The organism is Candidatus Binataceae bacterium (genome assembly GCA_035500095.1).
In the GTDB taxonomy this organism is placed as follows: Bacteria; Desulfobacterota; Binatia; order Binatales; family Binataceae; genus JAKAVN01.
In genome coordinates this window covers 1-18,756 of the sequence record DATJXN010000102.1, presented here as the reverse complement: position 1 = coordinate 18,756, position 18,756 = coordinate 1, and the positions used below count along the sequence as shown (strand labels likewise).

Here is an 18,756-nt window from a genome sequence, read left to right as displayed (position 1 = left end):
GACGAGCCGACCGGCAATCTCGATCCTCACACCGCCGACGAGGTGCATCAGCACTTCCATCTGCTCAACCGCCAGCTCGGGGTCACGCTGGTGATCGCGACGCATAACGAAGCGCTCACGCGCTCGATGGGCCGGGCGCTGCGGATGCGCGAGGGGCGTCTCGTCGAGGAACGCGCCTAGCGCGGAGGCAACGGGCGCCGGTGCGCAACCGTTTCGTTTCTGGCGGTCATTCGGTTTACTTCACAAGGACGATTGGTTAGCTTGGTCGCGCCTCGGAGAAACGGGAAGGTGAGGAGTGGATTTGCGCAAGCGGCGCCGCACAGGCGAGCGACTGATCCATGCGGCGCTTTTATTTTTGGCGCTAGCGCTTGCGGCCGCAGGCGCGCTTGCGCAGCCGCAGCCGATAATCTCGCGCGTCCGCATCGTCGGTAACCAGCGCGTCGAAGAAGACGCGATCCGCATCCACATAACCGCCCAGCCCGGCCAGCCGTTCAACGACGCGGTCGTCGATCAGGACGTCAAGGCCATCTACAAGATGGGCTTTTTTACCGATGTCCACGCGAGCGTCGACCAGGCGGGCGGACAGGCGGTCCTCACCTATCACGTCAAGGAACGGCCACTCATAACCGACGTCCGCACCGAGGGGATGAAGGAGATCAAGCCCACGGCCGACGAAGTGGTGGGCGCAATCAAGCTCCATTCGGGCGTGATCGAAGACCCGCAGCTCGTGCAATCGAGCATCCAGGCCCTGCGCACCGTCTACCAGGGCAAGGGTTACCTGGACGCCAACGTCACCTTTCGCACGATTCCCGGACCCAATAACACCGCGGTCGGCGTATTTGACGTGAGTGAAGGTCCGCTGGTCGAGATAAGCGCGATCAAGTTCGTCGGCAACAAGGCGTTCTCCGACAGCAGGTTGAGCACGTTGATGGAAACGCGCAAGCACAATCTTCTGAGCTTTATCTTCAACACCGGCTCGCTCGACCGCACCAAGCTGCAGGATGACGTCGATCGCCTCAGCGCCTACTACTACAACCACGGTTACCTGCAGGTGCATATCGGCGATCCTGCGGTTACCCGCCACGGCAATTCAATCATCGTCACGGTGACGATCGATGAGGGCCCGATCTTTACCGTGGGCAAGGTCGGTGTGGCCGGCGATCTGAAGTTTCCCAAGAGCGATCTGACCCCCAAGCTCACGCTCAAGCCCGACCGGGTCTTCAGCGGCGCCGAGATGGAGCACGACGTGCTGACGCTCTCGGACTTCTATTCCGACCGCGGCTACGCCTTCGTCAACGTCGACCCGCGTACGCAGATCAACCCGACCGCGCATAAGGTCGACGTCACCTACGCGATCACGCCGGGCAACGAGGTTCTGATCGACCGGATCAAGATTTCCGGCAACACCAAGACTTCCGACAAAGTCATCCGGCGCGAGATCAAAGTGCAGGAGCAGGAGCCCTATTCCGCGTCCAAGATCCAGGCCTCCAAGCAGCGGCTGGATGGGCTCGGCTACTTCCAGAGCGTGCGCCTCTCGACCGAGCCGGCGCGCCAGCCCGATAAGATCAATCTCGACGTCAACGTGCAGGAGGGCAATACTTCTTCCTTCCAGGTCGGCGGCGGGTACGACAGCGCCTCCTCGCTGTTCGGCACCTTCCTGCTGCAGAACACCAACCTGTTCGGCGGCGGCGAGTCGGCGGCCTTCAGCGCCGAAATCGGCTTTCTCTTCGAAAACCTGAGCGTCAGCTACACCGAGCCCTGGTTTCTCGACATGCCGCTCGCGGTCAGCATCCAGGGCTTCGACAACAAGCTCTACCTGTTCAGCTTCAACCAGAGCGAAGTTGGCTTTCTGCTCAACACCGGCTATCCGCTCGCCGACCTCGGTCTGAGCAGAATCGGGCCGTTGTCGCTCGAGCACGTCACCGCCGGCCTCGGTTACCAATTCGAAAGCGTGGGCATCGGCGGACTCTCGCCCTTCACGACCTTCGACATCCAGAGCGCGAAGGGCTACAACCGGGTGTCGGAATTCCTGCCCTCGATCCGCCGCTTCACGGTGGACGACGCCAGGGATCCGCGCAGCGGTTCGGTCCAGACCCTCGATATGGAGTTCGCCGGTCTGGGCGGCCAGCCATTTTTCAAGGGCGTCCTGCACGGCCACTGGTTCTTCCCGTTCATCAAGAACGCTCGGTTCGGCGAATGGGTGTACTCGCCCTCCTTCACACTCGGCTACGGCACCGCGCTTAATACCGGCACGGGCGGCAACCTTCCGCTTTACGAGCGTTTCTTTCCCGGCGGCCTCAACGGCCAGGGCCAGGTGCGCGGCTATGAGATCTACTCGCTGGGTCCGCAAGTCACCCTGTTCAACCAGTTCGGCCAGCCCTTCGGGGTGGAGCAGGTGGGCGGCAGCAAGGAGTTGCTGTTCAGCCAGCAGATCGGGTTTCCGATCCTCGACGCGTTGGGCCTGCGCGGCAGCGTATTTTTCGACGGCGGCAACTCGTTCCTGACCCGCGAGTCGATCACGCTCGACGGCTTGCAGTATGCCTGGGGCGTCGGCTTGTTCTGGAAGTCGCCTTTTGGTCCGATCAATGTCGATATCGCCAAACCGCTCAACCCGCGGCCCAACGATCAGCACACCGTGTTCGACTTTGGCGCGGGAGCCCCGCTCTGACGCGCGGGAGCGCGGCTATAGCGTAGGACGCGCCGGATAGGGTTAAATAGCGCCCTAAGTTCGATGGTCCCTGCGGTCCCGATTTATCGCGGTGCGGGCTTCACGAGTCGACCGTCGCCAGTATCCTGGCATGGTAGTTTTCAGGGGAGGATTCTCACTTCGATGAGGCAAGGTCTGATTTTGGGGGCGGTGCTAATCTCAATGGCTGCCGCCATTCCGGCGCGCGCCGACGTCAAAGTCGCTTACGTCGATATTCAGCGCGCGCTAAACGAATGCAACAACGGCAAACGCGCGCGCTCCAACATCCGCGTCGAGGCCGAACGGGCGCAGGCTCGGCTCCAGCGCGAGCAGGCCGAGGCCCAGGGCCTCAAGGAGGAGCTCGACAAGAAGGGCATGCTGATGTCGCCCGACCAGCGCCAGAACCTCGAGGACGATCTGGCCAAAAAGATGCGCGTCTTCGAGGACGACGTCAAAAACGAGCGCGACGAGCTTCACCACAAGGATAATGAGGCCACCGCCGCGATCGTTCGCGACCTCGCCACCGTCGTGCGCGAGCTGGGCGAAAAGGCCGGCTACACGGTGGTAATGGAAAAGGGCGGGCTCCTGTGGGGCGTCCCCTCGGCCGACATTACCGATCAAGTCATCCACACCTACGACTCGATGAACGTCAAGGCCGGCACGCTGGCTCCCGATCCGCGATGGGCTCAGGCGCCGCCGTCGCAGGCCGGTGTCGAGGGCGCGGCGCCCGCAGGCGCTCCCGAACCGACCGGCACCGGAAGCTCGACCCACAAGCGCTCGAGCATCTCGAGGTAGCAGCCGCGCCGTGAACGGCAACTCGCCCGCGCTCGACCTCGCCGGCCTGCTGCGCCGGCTGCCTCATCGCTACCCGTTCCTGATGGTCGATCGGGTGCTGGAATTCGGCGGCGACCGCGTACTCACGCTCAAGAACGTGAGTATCGACGAACCGTTTTTCAACGGCCACTTTCCCGGCCGCCCGGTGATGCCAGGCGTGCTGGTGGTCGAGGCGATGGCGCAGTCGGGTGCGCTGCTCGCGCTTGGCATGAGGAGCTTGGGGACAGACGAGAAGACGGCCGAAGCCGCACGGACGCCCGCGCTGTTCATGCTGACCGGCATCGACCATTTGCGCCTGCGTCGCCCTGTGGTGCCCGGCGATCAGCTGCGGATGGAAGTGCGGCTGCTCAAGCATCGCCGCCCGCTATGGAAAATGCAGGCCGAGGCGCGCGTGGACGGCGAGCTGGTAGCTGAAGCCGAGCTTTCGGCGATGGAAGTCGAGGAGTCAAAGTCATAGCCGGGCGCATCCATCCAAGCGCCGTCATTGACCGGCGCGCCGAACTCGACTCCAGCGTGGAGGTCGGCCCGGGAGTGGTCGTCGGTCCCGAGGTGCGGATCGGCGCCGCGACCAGGATCGGGCCTTACGCGGTGATCGAGGGCCGCACCACGATCGGCGAGCGCAACCGGATCTTCCAGTTCGCCTCGATTGGCGCCGCGCCGCAGGATCTTAAGTATCAGGACGAACCTTCGCGGCTGGAAATCGGCAACGACAACCGCGTCCGCGAGTTCACCACCATCCATCGCGGCACCGAAGGCGGCGGGATGCTCACGCGCATCGGCAACCACGTGCTGGTGATGAACTACGTCCACGTCGCGCACGATTGTCTGATCGGCGACCACTCGATCCTGGCCAACTCGACCGAGGTCGCCGGCCATTGCGTGCTCGACGAATGGGTCGTCAGCGCCGGGATGTGCGGGATCCATCAGTTCAGCCGGATCGGCGCGCACGCGATGCTCGCGGCCGGCTCCAAGGTAGCGCAGGACGTGCCGCCCTATGCGATGGTGGCGGGCGACCGCGCGCGCCTGGTCGGGATTAACACCGTCGGCCTCGAGCGCCGCGGCTTCAGCCCCGAGGCAATCGCGGCGCTCCGCGCATCCTTCCGCACGATCTTCTACTCCAAGCTGCTGCGCGAGGATGCGCTCAAGCAGGTGATGGACGAAAGCGGGGCCTTGCCAGAGGTGCGCCGGCTGGTCGATTTCATCCGCGCCTCGGAGCGCGGCGTGGTGGGCCGCGACCGTGAGTAAGCTCGGAATCATCGCCGGCAACGGCGTCTTTCCGCTCGAGGTCGCCGAGGCGGCGCGCCGGCGCGGGTTCGCGGTGGTGGCCGTCGCGCATCGCGGTGAAACCGATGAGCGGCTGGCCGCGCTGTGCGAGGAGATAACCTGGATCCGCGTCGGCGAGCTGCAGGCCATCATCGACGCGTTCAAGCGCGCGGGTGTCGGCGAGGCCGCGATGGCCGGCGGGATCGCGCGCGCGCGCCTGGGCGAATCGTTCGCGCCCGACGCGCGGGCGATCGCGATGCTGGCGCGCGTCGGCCGTTTCAGCGACGACGCGCTATTGCGCGCGATCGCGGCCGAAATGGAATCCGACGGCATCGCGATGATCGATCCGGTGCCGATGCTCGACAACGCGCTCGCCGCAAGCGGCCGGATGGCGGGGCCCGAGCCGGGCGCGGCGCAGCTCAGAGACCTGCGCCTGGCGTTGGGCGCGATGCGCGCGCTCGGCGACTTCGACGTCGGCCAGGCCGCCGCGGTGCGCGACGGCGTGGTCGGCGCGATCGAGGCGGTCGAGGGCACCGACGCTGCGCTCCGCCGCGCGGCGGCGCTTCTCGGTCGCGGCCTGATCGTCGCCAAGGTGGCCAAGCCCGGCCAGGACCTGCGTTTCGATCGCCCCGCGATCGGGCCCGCCACGATCGACCTTCTGGCCGAAATCGGCGCCGCGCTGATCGGCGTCGAGGCCGGACAGGCGCTGATTCTCGAACGCGCGCGCACGCTCGCCGCCGCCGACCAGGCCGGAATCACGGTCTGGGGCGAGGGCGGCGCGGCAGGCAGAGAGGGGAGCTGTGGATGAAATGCGCGTGGCCGTGGTCGGCGCCGGCCGCCTGGGCGCGCTGCATGCGCTCAAGTACGCCGCGCTCCCCGGGGTTCGGCTCACCCACCTAGTCGACGTCGATCTCGGACGCGCCCGCGAAGCCGCCGCACGCCACGGCGCTGCCGCGCTCGCCGACTATCGCGGGCTCGCCGGCATGATAACGGCCGCGAGCGTCGCCGCGCCCGGCAGCCTCCATCACGAGATCGCGACCTGGCTCCTCGCCAACGGCATCGACGTGCTGCTCGAAAAACCGATGGCGGCGAGCGTGCGCGAGGCGCGCGAGCTCGCCGCGCTGGCCGAGGAGCGCGGGCGCATCCTGCAGATCGGCCATCTCGAACGCTTCAACCCCGCGATCGTCGAGTTGCGCCCGATGGTTCGCGGGCCGCGCTTCATCGAGTGCCTGCGCGTTGCGCCCTTCACCGAGCGCGGCACCGACGTCGACGTGATCCTCGACCTCATGGTGCACGACCTCGACGTCATCCTGACCCTGACCGGCGCCGAGGTCGCGGCGGTCGAGGCGATCGGCGTCGCCGTCCTGACCGATCAGATCGACGTTGCCAACGCGCGCCTGCGTTTCGGCGACGGCCTCATCGCCAATCTCAACACGAGCCGCGTGGCGCCGCGCCGCGAGCGCAAAATCCGCATCTTCCAGCCCGACGCCTACATCTCGGTCGACTACGAGGCGCGCCGGATCCAGGTCTATCGCAAATCGCCGCCGCCGCCCGGCGGAATCTATCCGGAAATTTCCGCGCAGCAGATCGACCTTGGCGAGGGCGATCCGCTGGGCGACGAGATCGCCGCCTTCGCTGCCTCCGTGCGCACGCGCGGCACGCCGGCCGTCACGGCGCTCGACGGCTTGCGCGTGATGGAAATCAGCGAGCGCATCCGCAACGCGATGCGCTCCGAGGCAGACGCGCCCGGTTGACGCGCCGCCCCCGCTCGCAGCAGCATATTCCTATCTGGCATGCGCGTTCGATCCACATTCGCAGCGCTGACTTTCGCCGCCGGGCTGGCCGCGGCCCTTGCGCTCGGACTCGCAGGTTGTTCGCGCGGCCCCGCCGGTGTCGATGAACCCGGCGCCTACGCCGCCGCCAATACCAACGACTGTCTCCCCGCCGTCACGCTCGTCGACCAGCATGGCCGCGACGTCTCGCTCGCGTCGCTCAAGGGCCATCCCGTGCTGATCGATTTCATCTACACCATGTGTCCGGGACCGTGTCCGCTGATGACCTCGCGGATGGCCGCGGTGGCGAAGCTGCTAGGCCCCAAACTGGGCAACCAGGTAACTTTCGTTTCGATTTCGATCGATCCCGAGCACGACCGGCCGGCCGTGCTCGAAAGATACGCGCGCGAGCGCGGCGCCGACGAAGCCGGATGGCTCTTCCTGACCGGGACGCCCGCCCGGATCGATCAGGTGCTCGCGATTTACGATATGAAGCGGATGCGCAACGCCGACGGCACCCTGAATCACGCGGCGGCGAGCTTCCTGCTCGGCCCCGACGGCCGCCAGGTGCGCCAGTACCAGCCGCTCGAGGTCAAAGCCTCAACGGTCGTGGCTGATATCGATCGAGTGCTTGGCTGAATGCCGTCAGGCGAGCGCGCGCGCCCGTCTTCCGTACACGCCTTGGTCAGCTATGCTTGGGCAGATGCCGGCTCGGATGCCGCACCACCATCACCGGGACGTTCGCGCTGCGCAACACCTTGTCCACGGTGCCGCCGAGCAGGAGATTGCGCAGCGCGCCGCGGCCGTGTGTACCCATCACGATCGCCCCGCTGTGCTTTTCCTCGGCCGTTTTGAGAATTTCCAGCGGCGCTTCGCCTTCCTTGGTCAAGAGTTCGAAGTTGGTGAACCCCGCCAGCACGTCGTCGAAGCGATGGATCAATTCGTGAACTTTTTTGACCGCGTTCGCCTGAAGCGCGGGATATTCGCCGTGCGGCACGCCGTAAAGATGCTCGAGCGGATTCTCGATCACGTGCAGGATGTAGAGCCTGGTGTTGCTCATCTCGGCGATCGTGCGCGCGTAGTTGAGCGCGTAGCCGGAGTCATCGGAGAAGTCCGTCGCGAAGAGTACGTTTTCTATCTTCACCACCGCTTATCTCCCGCTGCCCGGGACGATCCTGCAAGGCGCGCCGCCCCGGCGCCAATCTCGCGCGAAACCTACTTTGTTTGCAGTTCAACTGCAAGCCGTCCGCACGCCGCCGCTGCCGCGCGATGCACCGATCCGGCCTGCGGACGTGCGCCGTGTGGCGCGGCAGCCGGTTTTCCAGCACAATTCACCCGATGAGCGCGACTCCCAGGGAACCGCCGCCCGCCGCCTCCGCGGCCCGGCGCCGGCGCGTGATGATCGTGGCCGGCGAAGCTTCGGGCGATCTCCACGGCGCCGACCTCGCCGCCGAGATTCTCGCCCGCGACCCAGGATGCGACCTGTTCGGCATCGCCGGCGAGCGGATGCGCGCGGCCGGGGTGCGTGCGCTCACGCGCACCGAAGACATCGCCGGCCTTGGGCTTGCCGAACTCGCCTCGACCATTCGCCGCACGCTCGGCGCGCTCCGGCAACTCAAGGCGATGCTCCGAAGCGAGCGCCCCGACCTGGTCATCCTCATCGACTTTGCCGAGTTCAACATGTCGCTCGCGGGCGCGGCCAAGCGCGCCGGGGTGCCGGTGCTCTACTACATCACTCCGCAGGTATGGGCTTGGCGCCGCGGCCGCGTCTCGCGCATCATCGAGCGCACCGATCGTCTCGCCGTGGTCCTGCCCTTCGAGGCGGAAATTTATGCCGCCGCGGGCGAGCGCGTCACCTTCGTCGGCCATCCGCTGCTCGACCGCGTCGCGCCCGCGCAGGATCGCGCGGCCACGCTCAAACGCCACGGCCTGCCTGCTTTAAGGCCGCTGCTCGCGCTTCTGCCGGGCAGCCGGCGCGGCGAGGTGCGCTATCTGCTCCGCCCGATGGTCGAAGCCGCGCGCGTGCTCGAGGCCGACCATGGCCTCATCCCGGTGATCGCGCTTGCGCCGACGCTCACGCTCGCGCAACTGCGCGAGGAAGGACGCGTTAACCTCGACGGCATCCGCGTGATCGAAGGCGACACCTACAGCATCGTTGCGGCGAGCGAACTTGCGCTGGCAGCTTCGGGCACGGCCACGCTGGAAACCGCGCTTTTGGGCTGCCCGATGGTGGTCGCGTACAAGATGTCGCCGCTCACTTACGCACTTGCGCGGATACTCGTGCGCGGCGTGGATTTTATCGCGATGCCGAACATCCTGGCCGGGCGCAAGGTCGTGCCCGAGCTTATCCAGGGCCAGGTCAACCCGCGCAACCTGGTGCGGGCAGCCGAAAACCTGATGGTGGAACCGCTGCGCACCGAGACGCGCGAGGCGCTGCTCGGGCTGCGCGCTCGCCTGGGCGAGCCGGGAGCCGCCGCGCGCGTCGCCGCGATCGCGCTCGATATGATGGAATGAAATCCGCGGGGGCGGGGAGCGGCGGGCGCATCCCGGCGGCGCACCGCCTTGAGCCCGCGCGCCGGCTCCGCGGCCAGAGGATGCTCCGTCTCTTGTACAATGCGCTCTGGTATCCGGCGCTCCCGGTCGCGCTTGCGCTAAGCGGCGGGGCGCTCGACGCTGCGGCGCGGCGCGCGCGCCTGGGCCGTGCGTGGGCCGGCGATAATACGGCGCCGCCGGAGGAGCCGCGCATCTGGGCGCACGCGGCGTCCGTCGGCGAAGTGGGGGCGCTCGGCGCGGTCGCGAGCGCGCTCGTTCGCGAGCGCCCCGGCGCGACGCTGGTCGTCACAACGATGACAGCGGCGGGGCGCGAGGCGGCGCGGCGCGCGCTGCCCGGGGCGCGCGCGCATCTGCTCGCGCCGCTCGACTGTCGCGCCGCGCTTGGCCATTTCCTGGGTGCGCTTCGCCCCACCCTGGTGCTGATTGCCGAGACCGAGCTTTGGCCCAACTATTTCATCGAGTCGCATCGCGCGGGTGCGTGCCTCGCGATCGTCAACGGCCGTATCTCCGCGCGCGCGCTCAGCCGTTACCGCTGCGTTCGCCCGCTCCTGCGGGAAGCGCTCGAGTGCGCGGATCGCGTTCTGGCGCAGACCCCGGAAGATGCGGAGCGCTTTCTCGCCCTCGGCGCAATTGCGGACCGCGTGGTCGTGACCGGCAACACCAAGTTCGACCTCGCAAGTCTCGTTGCCGCGCCGCTGCGGCCCGCGCTTGACGCCTTTGCGGTCGGACGCACGGTACTGGTCGCGGGCTCGACCGCCCCGGGTGAGGAGCAGGTCGTGATCGACGCATGGCGCGAACTCAGCGCGCGTTTCGATCGGCTCGCCCTCGTTGTCGCGCCGCGCCATCTCGGACGCATCGCCGAGGTCGAGGCGCTCCTTGGCGCCGCGCGGATCGAATACGCAAAGGCGAGCGCGCAGGATGCGGACGGCGCGGCCGCGGCGCGCGTGATGCTGCTCGACACGATGGGCGATCTGCGGGCGATGTACGGGCGGGGCGCGGCCGCGTTCGTCGGTGGAAGCCTCGCGCCCGGACGCGGCGGACAGAGCCTTGCCGAACCGGCCGCTGCCGCCGTCCCCGTGCTGTTCGGACCCTTTCATGAGAACCAGCGCGCGATCGCAGCGGCGCTGCTTGAAGCGCGCGCAGGAGCGGTCGTCCGCAACGCGGCTGAGCTTGTGCGCTCGGTGAGCGCATTGCTCGACGATGACGCGGCGCGGCGCGCGGCAGGACGCGCCGCAAAAGCGGTGGTCGAGCGGATGGCCGGCGGCGTCGCCGCCACGCTGGCCGAACTCAGGCCGCTCGTCGGCGCGCCGCCCCAATCATGAACGACTCCACGCCGGCGCCGCCTAATCGCTCGCGCCTTGAGGGGCTCTGGCAGAGCGACCTCGCGCTCCGTCAGCGGCTCTTGTGGGCTGCATTGGTGCCCGCCGCCGGCGCGTACCGGGTCGCCCTGGCGGCGCGCGCGCTCTGGTGGCGCAAGATGAAACGGCGGGCGCGCCCGCTGGTGGTAAGCGTCGGCAATCTCACGCTGGGCGGCAACGCCAAGACGCCATTCACTCTCTTCCTCGCCTCGCGCCTGCGCATGCGCGGGCTTAAGGTCGCGATCGTAAGCCGCGGATGGGGCCGCGCAGCGAGCACGGCGCGCGCGCTTCTCGTTTCTGACGGCGAGCGGCTGCTCGCCGGCCCCGAGGAGGCCGGAGACGAGGCGGTGATGATGGCAAAGTCGTTCGCCGGGCCGATCGCGGTCGCGCGCCGGCGCATCGACGCCATCGAGCTCATCGAGCAGCGCCTCGGCCCGATCGACGCCGTGGTGCTCGACGACGCGTTTCAGCACGTGCGCCTGGCGCGCGACGTCGATTTGCTGCTGATGAGCGCCGAGCGCGGGGTGGGCAACGGATGGCTCTTGCCGGCGGGCCCGATGCGCGAACCGATCGGCGCGGCGCGGCGCGCCGACGCGGTGATTGCGGTCGGCACGGGGCGCGCCGCCGCCGCGCGCCAGAGCACCGCCGGCGCAATTCCGCACGCCATCGCGCTGCATCCGCTGCTCCTCCACGCCGTGCTCAGACCGCGTGCGCTGCTCGCCCCCGCCAGCAGCGCCGAGCGATGGACAGAGGAGCCGCTCGCGCTGATGGGCCGGCGCGTGGTCGCGGTCAGCGGCCTGGCGAGCGCCGCCGGCTTCTATCGGATGCTGCGCGAGTTGGAAGCCGACCTGGTCGGCGTGCTCGAATATCCTGACCATCACGTTTACACCGCGGCCGACTGGCACAGCATCGTGGCCGCCGGACGCGACGGCGCGGTTTTCGTGACCACGGAGAAGGATTTGGTGAAGCTCGAGCGGTTTCCGTTCGAGCGCGATTCGCTGTACGCTCTACGCCTCGAAGTCGTGATGGATCCCGACGACGAGACACGCCTCGTCGACATGATCGTTGCGAAGCGCGCTGCTTTGCATACCGCCCCAGGCGGCGATCCTGACCCACGAGTAAAGGAGGCCTTGGGTAAAAATGGCGATTAGCCAGGAACTGCTCGACATTCTGGCCTGCCCCAAATGCAAGGGCGATCTGCGCGTTACCGACAAGCAGGACGGGCTCGTCTGCGAGGCGTGCCATTTGCTCTACCCGATCAGAGACGACATCCCAATCATGCTGATCGAGGAAGCCCAGCCGGTGAAGTGAGGCCGTCAAGGCATGAGAAGGTGCGGCCGCGCGCCGATGCGATGAATGGCGCGCACTATCGCGCCTGGCGCGGCGCCGTCAGGGGCGACTTCTCCCGAATTTCCGCCGGTCCCTATCAGCTCTACCTGCGCGCCGATCTGGCGCGTTATGCAACGACGCTCGCCGCCGCGCTCCGCGAGCTTGGCGCCGCGGGCGCGCCCGGCGCCGGCAATCGCGGCGGCGGCTTCAAGCTCGCGCTGCCCGCCGGGCCCGAACTGTTCGTTCGCCGCGCGCGGCGCGGCGGCGCGATGCGTTTCGTGCTCGACGATCTCTATTTCGGACTGCGTCCGCGGCCGCTAATCGAGCTGGCCGTGACCGCCGAGGCCGCGCGGCGCGGGGTGCCGCTGGCCGAGCCGATGGGCGCGGCAGTGCGATGGGTCGCGCCGGGCTTCTATCGTGGTTTTTTCATCACCCGCGCCGCGGCCGGCATGACGCTGTGGGAATTTCTGCGCACCGACGACGACCCGAGCGTGCGCATCCACGTCCTCGAATGCGCTCGCGCGGCGATCGAGACGATGCTCCGCGAGGGGCTGCACCATCCTGACCTCAACCTCGAGAATCTTTTCGTCACCCCGCGCGGCGAGAGCTTCGCCGTCATCATCCTCGATCTCGACAAGGCGCGGCTTTACGATCGGGCCGTCGGCGGCGCGGCCCGCCGGCGGATCGCCGCGCGCCTGATGCGTTCGGCCCGCAAGCTCGATCCGCGCGGGCGGTATCTCGATTCGGCCGTGCTGTCGATTCTGAATTTCGCCTGATTCGGCTGCGCGCGGGCGTCAGCGTGACACGAGACTAATTCGACGGAGCGGCGGCGGCGGCCGCTTCGTGCGGGATCTCGCTCAGGTCGGCGATCTTGCCGCGAAGCTTTTCGATCAGCTCGCGCTGCTCCTGGAGCAGGTTTTGAAGCTCGAAGGCGCTCGGGCTCTTGTCGCCGGCGTCCTTGTGCGGGACCACGACCACTTCGTGCGGCTGCAGCACCTCGGCGTTTTTGCGCATCGAATCGCATTCCGCGGCCGAAACGTCTGCCGCCGCGCATCGCTCGCCGACCATCTGCTCGAGGCCTTTGCGCAGACGGTCGATCTCCGCCTGTTGCATCTGCGCCTGGTTGCCAAGCGACTGCTCGTTCACCTGCGTCTGACCGGGCATCGAAGCGGCCATCGCGCGCCGCAGATTTTCCTTTATGTCCCGGGCCGGATCGCCGCTGGCGCTTCCTTCCACGGCCGTGTTGGTCGTGCCCGCCGGACCGTTGTAGCCTGAGCCGGTGGTGGCGCCGCGCCGGGCGCCGCGTGGCTTGGAGCTGGTTGCGAGACCGAGGAGCGCCGCGGCAATCGTCTCCGGCAGTTTGCAACCGAGCTTGTTGTCCGGTTCGAGTTGCACCGCTTCGCCCGTGACCTGCACCTCGCTGCCGACGTCGTGGTCACCGGCGTGCACGTTGATAATCGCGTCAACGCGGTTGGGATACTTCGCGGCGGCGGCCTGCCTGAGCCCGTCCGTCATCTGCAGATGGTCGGGGTCCGTGACCGCCACGGCAAAGGGCTCGACGTAGCTGATTTCTCCAACCTCGCGGTAACAGGCGGTGTCGAGCGAATCTGCGGTGACATAGATATGTTCGGCAGAAGTATGTCCGGCGGGCCCGGAGGCGCTCTGCGCGGCAGGCGCAGGTGCGGCTTCGGGCGGTTTCGCCGTCGCACAGGCCGAGAGCAGGACCGCCATAATCGCAATTGAAATCGTATAATCGGCCACGCGCATCGTAACCATCGCAGACGTTCCCGAGGCTGCCGCTCTCTGGTCGCAGAATTCCCTCGACAATGTCTTCTCGGTGCACTCGCGTTCCCCATAGACGAAAAATCGCGTCTTCGGTTACAGGAAAATCCCGACTCCGCAAACTTTGCCCGCACTTGAATGAAGGCGGCCGAGCGCGGTAGTACCGCGGATGATAATCAGACTGACAAGAATGGACAGGGGAGGAGCTTGATTAAGCTAACGCTCTGCGGCGTTCAAGGACCGGATGCTGGCGCGCCCGGCGGTGCGCAAAATCCTCGAGCGCGAGAAAAATGTCCTGGTGACCGCTCCGGTGGTGACCGCTCCGGCGGCGTAGCCTGGCCTCGCAGAATTTCGCCGGTTCGTGCGACGCCTCTACGAGTGCCGGCGCGCAATCGCGTCGATCTCGACCCGCGCTCCGCGGGGGAGCGCCGCCACCTGTACGGTGGCCCGCGCGGGGTACGGCGCATTCAGGTGCTCGCCATAAACGCGGTTGACGACGTCGAATTCGCCGAGGTCGATCATATAAATCGTCGTCTTCACGACATCGCGGAAATGGAGGCCCGCCGCGGACAGCACCTCGCGCAGGTTCTCCATCACGCGCCGCGTCTCATGCTCGATTCCGCCCTCGACCAGCCGGCCGCTTAAGGGATCGATTCCGATCTGCCCCGAGCAGAAAACCCACTGTTCGTCGCCGATCGCCTGCGAGTAGGGGCCGATGGCGGCCGGCGCCTGAGCCGTTGAAATCTGATGTTTCATCGATAAGTCCCGGATGAAGAATTTTTGCGAAACCCTAGGCGCGCTGGCCGTTGCCGCCGCCCATTCCGACCCGCGCCACCCGCATCACGCCGTCGATCGCGGCGATCTGATGAATCAATCCGTTGAGCTGGCGCGCGCTGCCGACGCTCAGCTCGAAGACCGATAACGCGCGGCCATCATTGCCGGCGGACTTGACTTCGGCGGTCGCGATATTGACGCCGGCGGTCGCGATGGTCTTGGACATCGCGGCCAGCAGCCCCGGCTGGTCGATGCTGAGGACTTCGAGCCGAATCGGCCGCGGCGTGTCCTCGCCTTCCTTCCACACCACCGGCACACGGCGCTGCGGATCGCTCACCATCGCATGGGCGCATCCCTTGAGATGAACCGTCACGCCGCGGCCACGCGTGATGAAGCCCGTGATCTCCTCGCCGGGCAGCGGGCTGCAGCATCGTGCGAACCGCACCAGCATATCGCCCACGCCGGAGACGATGACTGCGTTGCCGCCCGGATGGCGGCGGGTCTCGCGCGCCGCCCGCCCGGCGTCGGTTGACGGCGGCGGCGGCGCCTTCTCGGCGCGGTAGAGCTTGAGCTCTTCGGGCGTCAGCAACTTGGCCAGCAGCTGCGCCGCGGTGATGATCCCGTAGCCGACCGCGGCGAGCAGGCTGTCCACGTCGCGATAGGAGAATTCCTTGAGCACCGGCTCGAAGCGCTTGCCGGGACGGAGCTGCGCGACACTCAGCCCGAGCGGTTCGAGCTCGCGGTCGATGAGCGTAATTCCCCATTTGATCGAGCGCTCGGCCTGCTGCGCGCGCAGCCACTGGCGAATACGGCTCTTGGCGCGCGCGGTCGCCGCAAAGCTCATCCAGTCCTTGCCCGGGCTCTGCCGCTCGGAAGTGATGACTTCGATCGTGTCGCCCGACTTGAGCCGGTAGCGCAGCGGCACCATCCGGCCGTTGGCGCGAGCGGCGCTCAGATGCTGCCCGACCTGGGAATGGATGCGGTAGGCGAAATCGATAACCGTCGCGCCTTGCGGAAAGTCGAGCACGTCGCCCTTGGGCGTAAAAACGAAGACCTCTTCGGGGAAGAGGTCATCCTTGACAGTGGAGAGGAACTCCTGCGGGTCCTTGAGGTTCTGTTGCCATTCGATAAGGCGGCGCAGCCAGGCGAAGCGTTCGGTCTCGCGCAGCTCGCTGGTCCCGCCCTCCTTGTAGCTCCAGTGCGCCGCGATTCCTTCCTCGGCCACCTTGTGCATCTCGGCAGTCCGGATCTGCACTTCCATCCGTTGCCCTTGCGGCCCGATCACGGTTGTGTGGAGCGACTGGTACATGTTGACCTTGGGCAGCGCGATGTAGTCCTTGAAGCGGCCGGGAATCGGCTTCCAGCTCGCGTGCGCGACGCCGAGCGCCTCGTAACACTCGCGCAGCGTGGCGACGATGATGCGGAAGGCGACCAGGTCGTAAACCTGGTCGAACTGCAGACCCTCCTCCTGCATCTTGCGATGGATCGAATAGATGTTCTTGGGCCGCCCGGTTACCTCGGCCTTGACCCCGGCCTCCTCCAGGCGCTGCGCAATAATCCGGATTACCGTGCGGATGTATTCCTCGCTCTCGGCCATCGTGCGCGCGAGATGGGCCTTGAGCGTCGCGTAGGCGGTCGGATTGAGATAGCGGAAGGCAACGTCCTCGAGTTCCGACTTGAGCCAGTAGATGCCGAGCCGGCCGGCGATCGGCGCGTAGATTTCCAACGTCTCGCGCGCGATTTCTTCCTGGCGCTCGCGCGCCAGATGGGAGAGCGTGCGCATATTGTGCAGACGGTCGGCGAGCTTGATGAGCACGACGCGGATGTCGTGCGCCATCGCGATCACCATCTTGCGGAAATTCTCGGCCTGCTTCTCAGCGCGGCTGGAAAACGCGATCTTGGAAACCTTGGTTGCGCCGTCGACCAGGGTCGCAACCTCGCCGCCGAAAAGCTCGCGCACCTCGTCGAGCGAGGCCATCGTGTCCTCGACCACGTCGTGCAAAAGCCCGGTGATGATCGAGGGAAGGTCGAGCTTGAGTTGCGCGATGATGAGCGCGACGTTGAGCGGATGGGTGACGTAGGGCTCGCCCGACTCGCGCTTCTGCTCGGCGTGCATCCGCGCCGAATATTCATAGGCGCGGCGGATTAGCTGGAGGTCGGCCTGCGGGTTATAGGCCTGGACCCGCTTGAGGAGTTGTTCGAGCTCGGCGGGAGCAGGCTCTCCGGCGGAGGCGGCTACTTCTTCCACGCTGCGAAGTCCTCGCGCAGCCGCGCCACCCTCAACCGCTCCGCCTCCACCACGGCCTTTAGACCAGTCAGTGATTCTTCGAGATCTGCGTTGATTATCAGGTAGTCGTACTCGGGAAAGGCTTGCGCTTCTTCCCTGGCGCGCCGCAAACGGCCGGCGATCGCGGCTTCGTCCTCGGTAGCGCGTTTGCGCAGGCGCCCTTCAAGCTCCGCGAAGCTCGGCGGAAGAACGAAAATCGTTACCGCGTCGCGAGGGTATTTGCGTTTGATCTGCCGGGCGCCCTGGATGTCGATGTCGAGCAGGATGTCGCGGCCCGCGGCGATCGCGCGGTCGAGCGCCGCGCGTGGCGTTCCGTAGGAGGCTTCGAAGACCCTGGCCCATTCCGCCAGTTCTCCAGCCTCGCGCCGTCGGATGAACTCCTCCTCGCTCACGAAAAGATAGTCCGCTCCTTCGACCTCGCCGATGCGAGGCCTGCGCGTAGTCAGCGACACGGACGCTTCCAGGTCGCCGATCGCTTTGAGCGCCCTTTGTGAGATTGTGGTCTTTCCGGCCCCGGAGGGGGCCGAGAGAATGAAAATTATCCCGCGGCGGGGCGCCCCCGTATGCTCCATAAGCAAGCCTATAAAAGCCGCAAGTCCTTTGCAATCAAGGGTTTTCGCGCCCTACTTGCCGACGTTCCGAAGCCGCTCGACGTTCTGAACTTACTCGACGTTCTGCACCTGCTCACGCATCTTTTCGACTTCGCCCTTAAGCGCGACGGTTATCCGCGAGAGCGCCGCGCTCTGGGACTTGGCGCCGATCGTGTTGATCTCGCGATTAACCTCCTGCAGCAGAAACTCGATCTGCTTGCCCACGGGCCCCTCGCTTTCGACCAGTTCGCGCAGACCTCGCAAATGGACTCGCAGGCGAGTGATCTCTTCGGCTATATCGGCGCGCTGGGCGGCGTCGGAGGCTTCTTCGTAAAGCCGCTTCTCGTTGACGGCAAGATCGGCGATGAGATCGTGCAGGCGTTTCTGGAAATTCGCCACAATTTCGCTGCGGGACGCCTCCGCAAGCCGCTCGATTCGAGGCACCGCCTCGGTAATGGTCTTGATCCGGGCGACAAAGTCGGCGCGCAGCGCCCTGCCCTCGCGCTTGCGGTCGGCCTCGAGCACCTTGAGCGCCCGTGCGATGGCTGCGAAGCCCAACTGTACTCCGGGCCGCGAATCGGTATCCTCCTCGCTCACCTGAAAAATCTCCGGACGATGCAGCAGGACCTCGATTCCCGGCTTTCCGGTAAGCCCGAGCGCGCGCCCGAGCCGGCCGAGCTCCCTGACGTAGGCGGCCGCGAGGCGGTCATTGACGCGAAGCGCCGTGGGCGGCGGGCCAAGCGGCGCGCATCGGACGAAGAGCTCGACTCGGCCGCGCGCGATAACCGCCTGGACTCGTTTGCGGATTTCGGCCTCATGCTCGCCCCAGTTGCGGGGTAAATTAAGCTTAAGTTCGAAAAAGCGCTGATTCAGCGTGCGCACTTCCGCCGCGACGCGCACCTTGCCGCGTTCAATCTCTGCCCGTCCGAAGCCGGTCATGCTGTGCATTTACCTGTCGTCCCCCAAAACGGCCTTCAGCCTATCGCCCCAAAACGGCCTCCAGCCCATTGCCCAGACGGCACTCGCCTATCCCGCAACGGCCTTCGCCGCTGCCCCAGTTTGAAGGCAGGCCCGATAAAGCTCAACCGTCCGGCGCGCCATGGAAGCCATCGAAAAGCGTTCAACCGCACGTGCCCGAGCGGCTATCCCCATTGCGTTCCGTACCGTGTCGTCGGCGCCAAGATGTGCGATGGTCCGCGCGAGAGCATCCGCGTCTTCCGGCGCGATCAGGACTCCGGTGCGCCCGTCCTGAACCGCATCGACGATCCCGCCGACGCGCGCCGCGACGGCGGGGAGCCCGCAGGCCATCGCCTCGAGCAGCGCGACGCCGAGTCCCTCGCTCAGCGAGGGCATCGCGAAAATATCCAGCGCCCACAGGATTGGGCGCGGGTCGTTGACGCGCCCGACCATCCGAACGGTATCGGCAAGTCCCAGGCGCCGAATCTCGGCGGCGAGCGTGCCGCGCAGCGACCCGTCGCCGGCGACGATCGCGACGACCGGCCCGCAGGAGGCGTCCGGCTGCGCGACT

General features: G+C 66.7%; 20 protein-coding genes. 13 read left to right on the top strand and 7 right to left on the bottom strand.

Annotated features, from left to right (window positions below):
* From VMI09_10460 to VMI09_10425, 8 genes are all read left to right on the top strand, one after another.
* A partial coding sequence (locus VMI09_10460) for an ABC transporter (protein ID HTQ25110.1) occupies window positions 1–180 on the top strand: 180 nt, incomplete at its 5' end.
* Between the two features lie 175 nt (window positions 181–355).
* Entirely contained in the window at window positions 356–2,668 is a 2,313-nt protein-coding gene (gene bamA, locus VMI09_10455) for an outer membrane protein assembly factor BamA (GenBank protein HTQ25109.1), read from the top strand.
* A 201-nt stretch (window positions 2,669–2,869) separates the two neighbouring features.
* Complete coding sequence (locus VMI09_10450) at window positions 2,870–3,481, top strand: OmpH family outer membrane protein (GenBank protein ID HTQ25108.1); 612 nt, start codon at window positions 2,870–2,872, stop codon at window positions 3,479–3,481.
* A gap of 10 nt (window positions 3,482–3,491) precedes the next feature.
* Window positions 3,492–3,977, top strand: coding sequence for a 3-hydroxyacyl-ACP dehydratase FabZ (gene fabZ, locus VMI09_10445; protein HTQ25107.1), 486 nt, complete (start codon window positions 3,492–3,494; stop codon window positions 3,975–3,977).
* Window positions 3,974–4,765 carry an acyl-ACP--UDP-N-acetylglucosamine O-acyltransferase gene (lpxA, locus tag VMI09_10440; protein ID HTQ25106.1) on the top strand — a complete coding sequence of 264 codons (792 nt, stop codon included), beginning with the start codon at window positions 3,974–3,976 and terminating at the stop codon, window positions 4,763–4,765. The genes fabZ and lpxA overlap by 4 nt, the downstream gene beginning before the upstream one ends.
* Entirely contained in the window at window positions 4,758–5,591 is an 834-nt protein-coding gene (lpxI, locus tag VMI09_10435; GenBank protein HTQ25105.1) for a UDP-2,3-diacylglucosamine diphosphatase LpxI, read from the top strand. The genes lpxA and lpxI overlap by 8 nt, the downstream gene beginning before the upstream one ends.
* Before the next feature lies 1 nt (window position 5,592).
* A complete protein-coding gene (locus VMI09_10430) occupies window positions 5,593–6,537 on the top strand; it encodes a Gfo/Idh/MocA family oxidoreductase (GenBank protein HTQ25104.1) in 945 nt (314 codons plus the stop codon).
* A 39-nt stretch (window positions 6,538–6,576) separates the two neighbouring features.
* Window positions 6,577–7,194, top strand: a complete 618-nt coding sequence (locus tag VMI09_10425) for an SCO family protein (protein ID HTQ25103.1) — start codon at window positions 6,577–6,579, stop codon at window positions 7,192–7,194.
* Window positions 7,195–7,240: 46 nt separating this feature from the next.
* Here the strand turns inward: VMI09_10425 and VMI09_10420 are convergent, their stop codons facing one another.
* Window positions 7,241–7,699 carry a universal stress protein gene (locus VMI09_10420; GenBank protein HTQ25102.1) on the bottom strand — a complete coding sequence of 153 codons (459 nt, stop codon included), beginning with the start codon at window positions 7,697–7,699 and terminating at the stop codon, window positions 7,241–7,243.
* 194 nt (window positions 7,700–7,893) lie between these two features.
* Here VMI09_10420 and lpxB point away from each other — a divergent pair, with 194 nt between their 5' ends.
* From lpxB to VMI09_10395, 5 genes are read left to right on the top strand one after another with little or no spacing between them, the layout of a single operon-like run.
* Window positions 7,894–9,069, top strand: a complete 1,176-nt coding sequence (lpxB, locus tag VMI09_10415) for a lipid-A-disaccharide synthase (GenBank protein HTQ25101.1) — start codon at window positions 7,894–7,896, stop codon at window positions 9,067–9,069.
* Entirely contained in the window at window positions 9,066–10,430 is a 1,365-nt protein-coding gene (locus tag VMI09_10410) for a glycosyltransferase N-terminal domain-containing protein (GenBank protein HTQ25100.1), read from the top strand. The genes lpxB and VMI09_10410 overlap by 4 nt, the downstream gene beginning before the upstream one ends.
* A complete protein-coding gene (lpxK, locus tag VMI09_10405) occupies window positions 10,427–11,617 on the top strand; it encodes a tetraacyldisaccharide 4'-kinase (protein HTQ25099.1) in 1,191 nt (396 codons plus the stop codon). The genes VMI09_10410 and lpxK overlap by 4 nt, the downstream gene beginning before the upstream one ends.
* Window positions 11,607–11,777 carry a Trm112 family protein gene (locus tag VMI09_10400; GenBank protein ID HTQ25098.1) on the top strand — a complete coding sequence of 57 codons (171 nt, stop codon included), beginning with the start codon at window positions 11,607–11,609 and terminating at the stop codon, window positions 11,775–11,777. The genes lpxK and VMI09_10400 overlap by 11 nt, the downstream gene beginning before the upstream one ends.
* Window positions 11,774–12,571 carry a lipopolysaccharide kinase InaA family protein gene (locus VMI09_10395; protein ID HTQ25097.1) on the top strand — a complete coding sequence of 266 codons (798 nt, stop codon included), beginning with the start codon at window positions 11,774–11,776 and terminating at the stop codon, window positions 12,569–12,571. Before VMI09_10400 ends, VMI09_10395 begins: the two co-directional genes overlap by 4 nt.
* A 34-nt stretch (window positions 12,572–12,605) precedes the next feature.
* Here VMI09_10395 and VMI09_10390 read toward each other — a convergent pair whose 3' ends face one another.
* From VMI09_10390 to VMI09_10365, 6 genes are all read right to left on the bottom strand, one after another.
* Complete coding sequence (locus VMI09_10390) at window positions 12,606–13,571, bottom strand: hypothetical protein (GenBank protein ID HTQ25096.1); 966 nt, start codon at window positions 13,569–13,571, stop codon at window positions 12,606–12,608.
* Between the two features lie 378 nt (window positions 13,572–13,949).
* Window positions 13,950–14,333, bottom strand: coding sequence for a RidA family protein (locus VMI09_10385; protein HTQ25095.1), 384 nt, complete (start codon window positions 14,331–14,333; stop codon window positions 13,950–13,952).
* Window positions 14,334–14,367: 34 nt separating this feature from the next.
* Window positions 14,368–16,599, bottom strand: coding sequence for a bifunctional (p)ppGpp synthetase/guanosine-3',5'-bis(diphosphate) 3'-pyrophosphohydrolase (locus VMI09_10380; protein HTQ25094.1), 2,232 nt, complete (start codon window positions 16,597–16,599; stop codon window positions 14,368–14,370).
* Complete coding sequence (gmk, locus tag VMI09_10375) at window positions 16,587–17,210, bottom strand: guanylate kinase (protein HTQ25093.1); 624 nt, start codon at window positions 17,208–17,210, stop codon at window positions 16,587–16,589. The genes VMI09_10380 and gmk overlap by 13 nt, the downstream gene beginning before the upstream one ends.
* Window positions 17,211–17,300: 90 nt before the next feature.
* Window positions 17,301–18,176: a YicC/YloC family endoribonuclease gene (locus VMI09_10370; GenBank protein HTQ25092.1), complete on the bottom strand. Its 876-nt coding sequence runs from the start codon at window positions 18,174–18,176 to the stop codon at window positions 17,301–17,303.
* 78 nt (window positions 18,177–18,254) lie between these two features.
* Window positions 18,255–18,756 (bottom strand): glycosyltransferase (locus tag VMI09_10365; GenBank protein HTQ25091.1); only part of this gene is annotated, 502 nt, incomplete at its 5' end.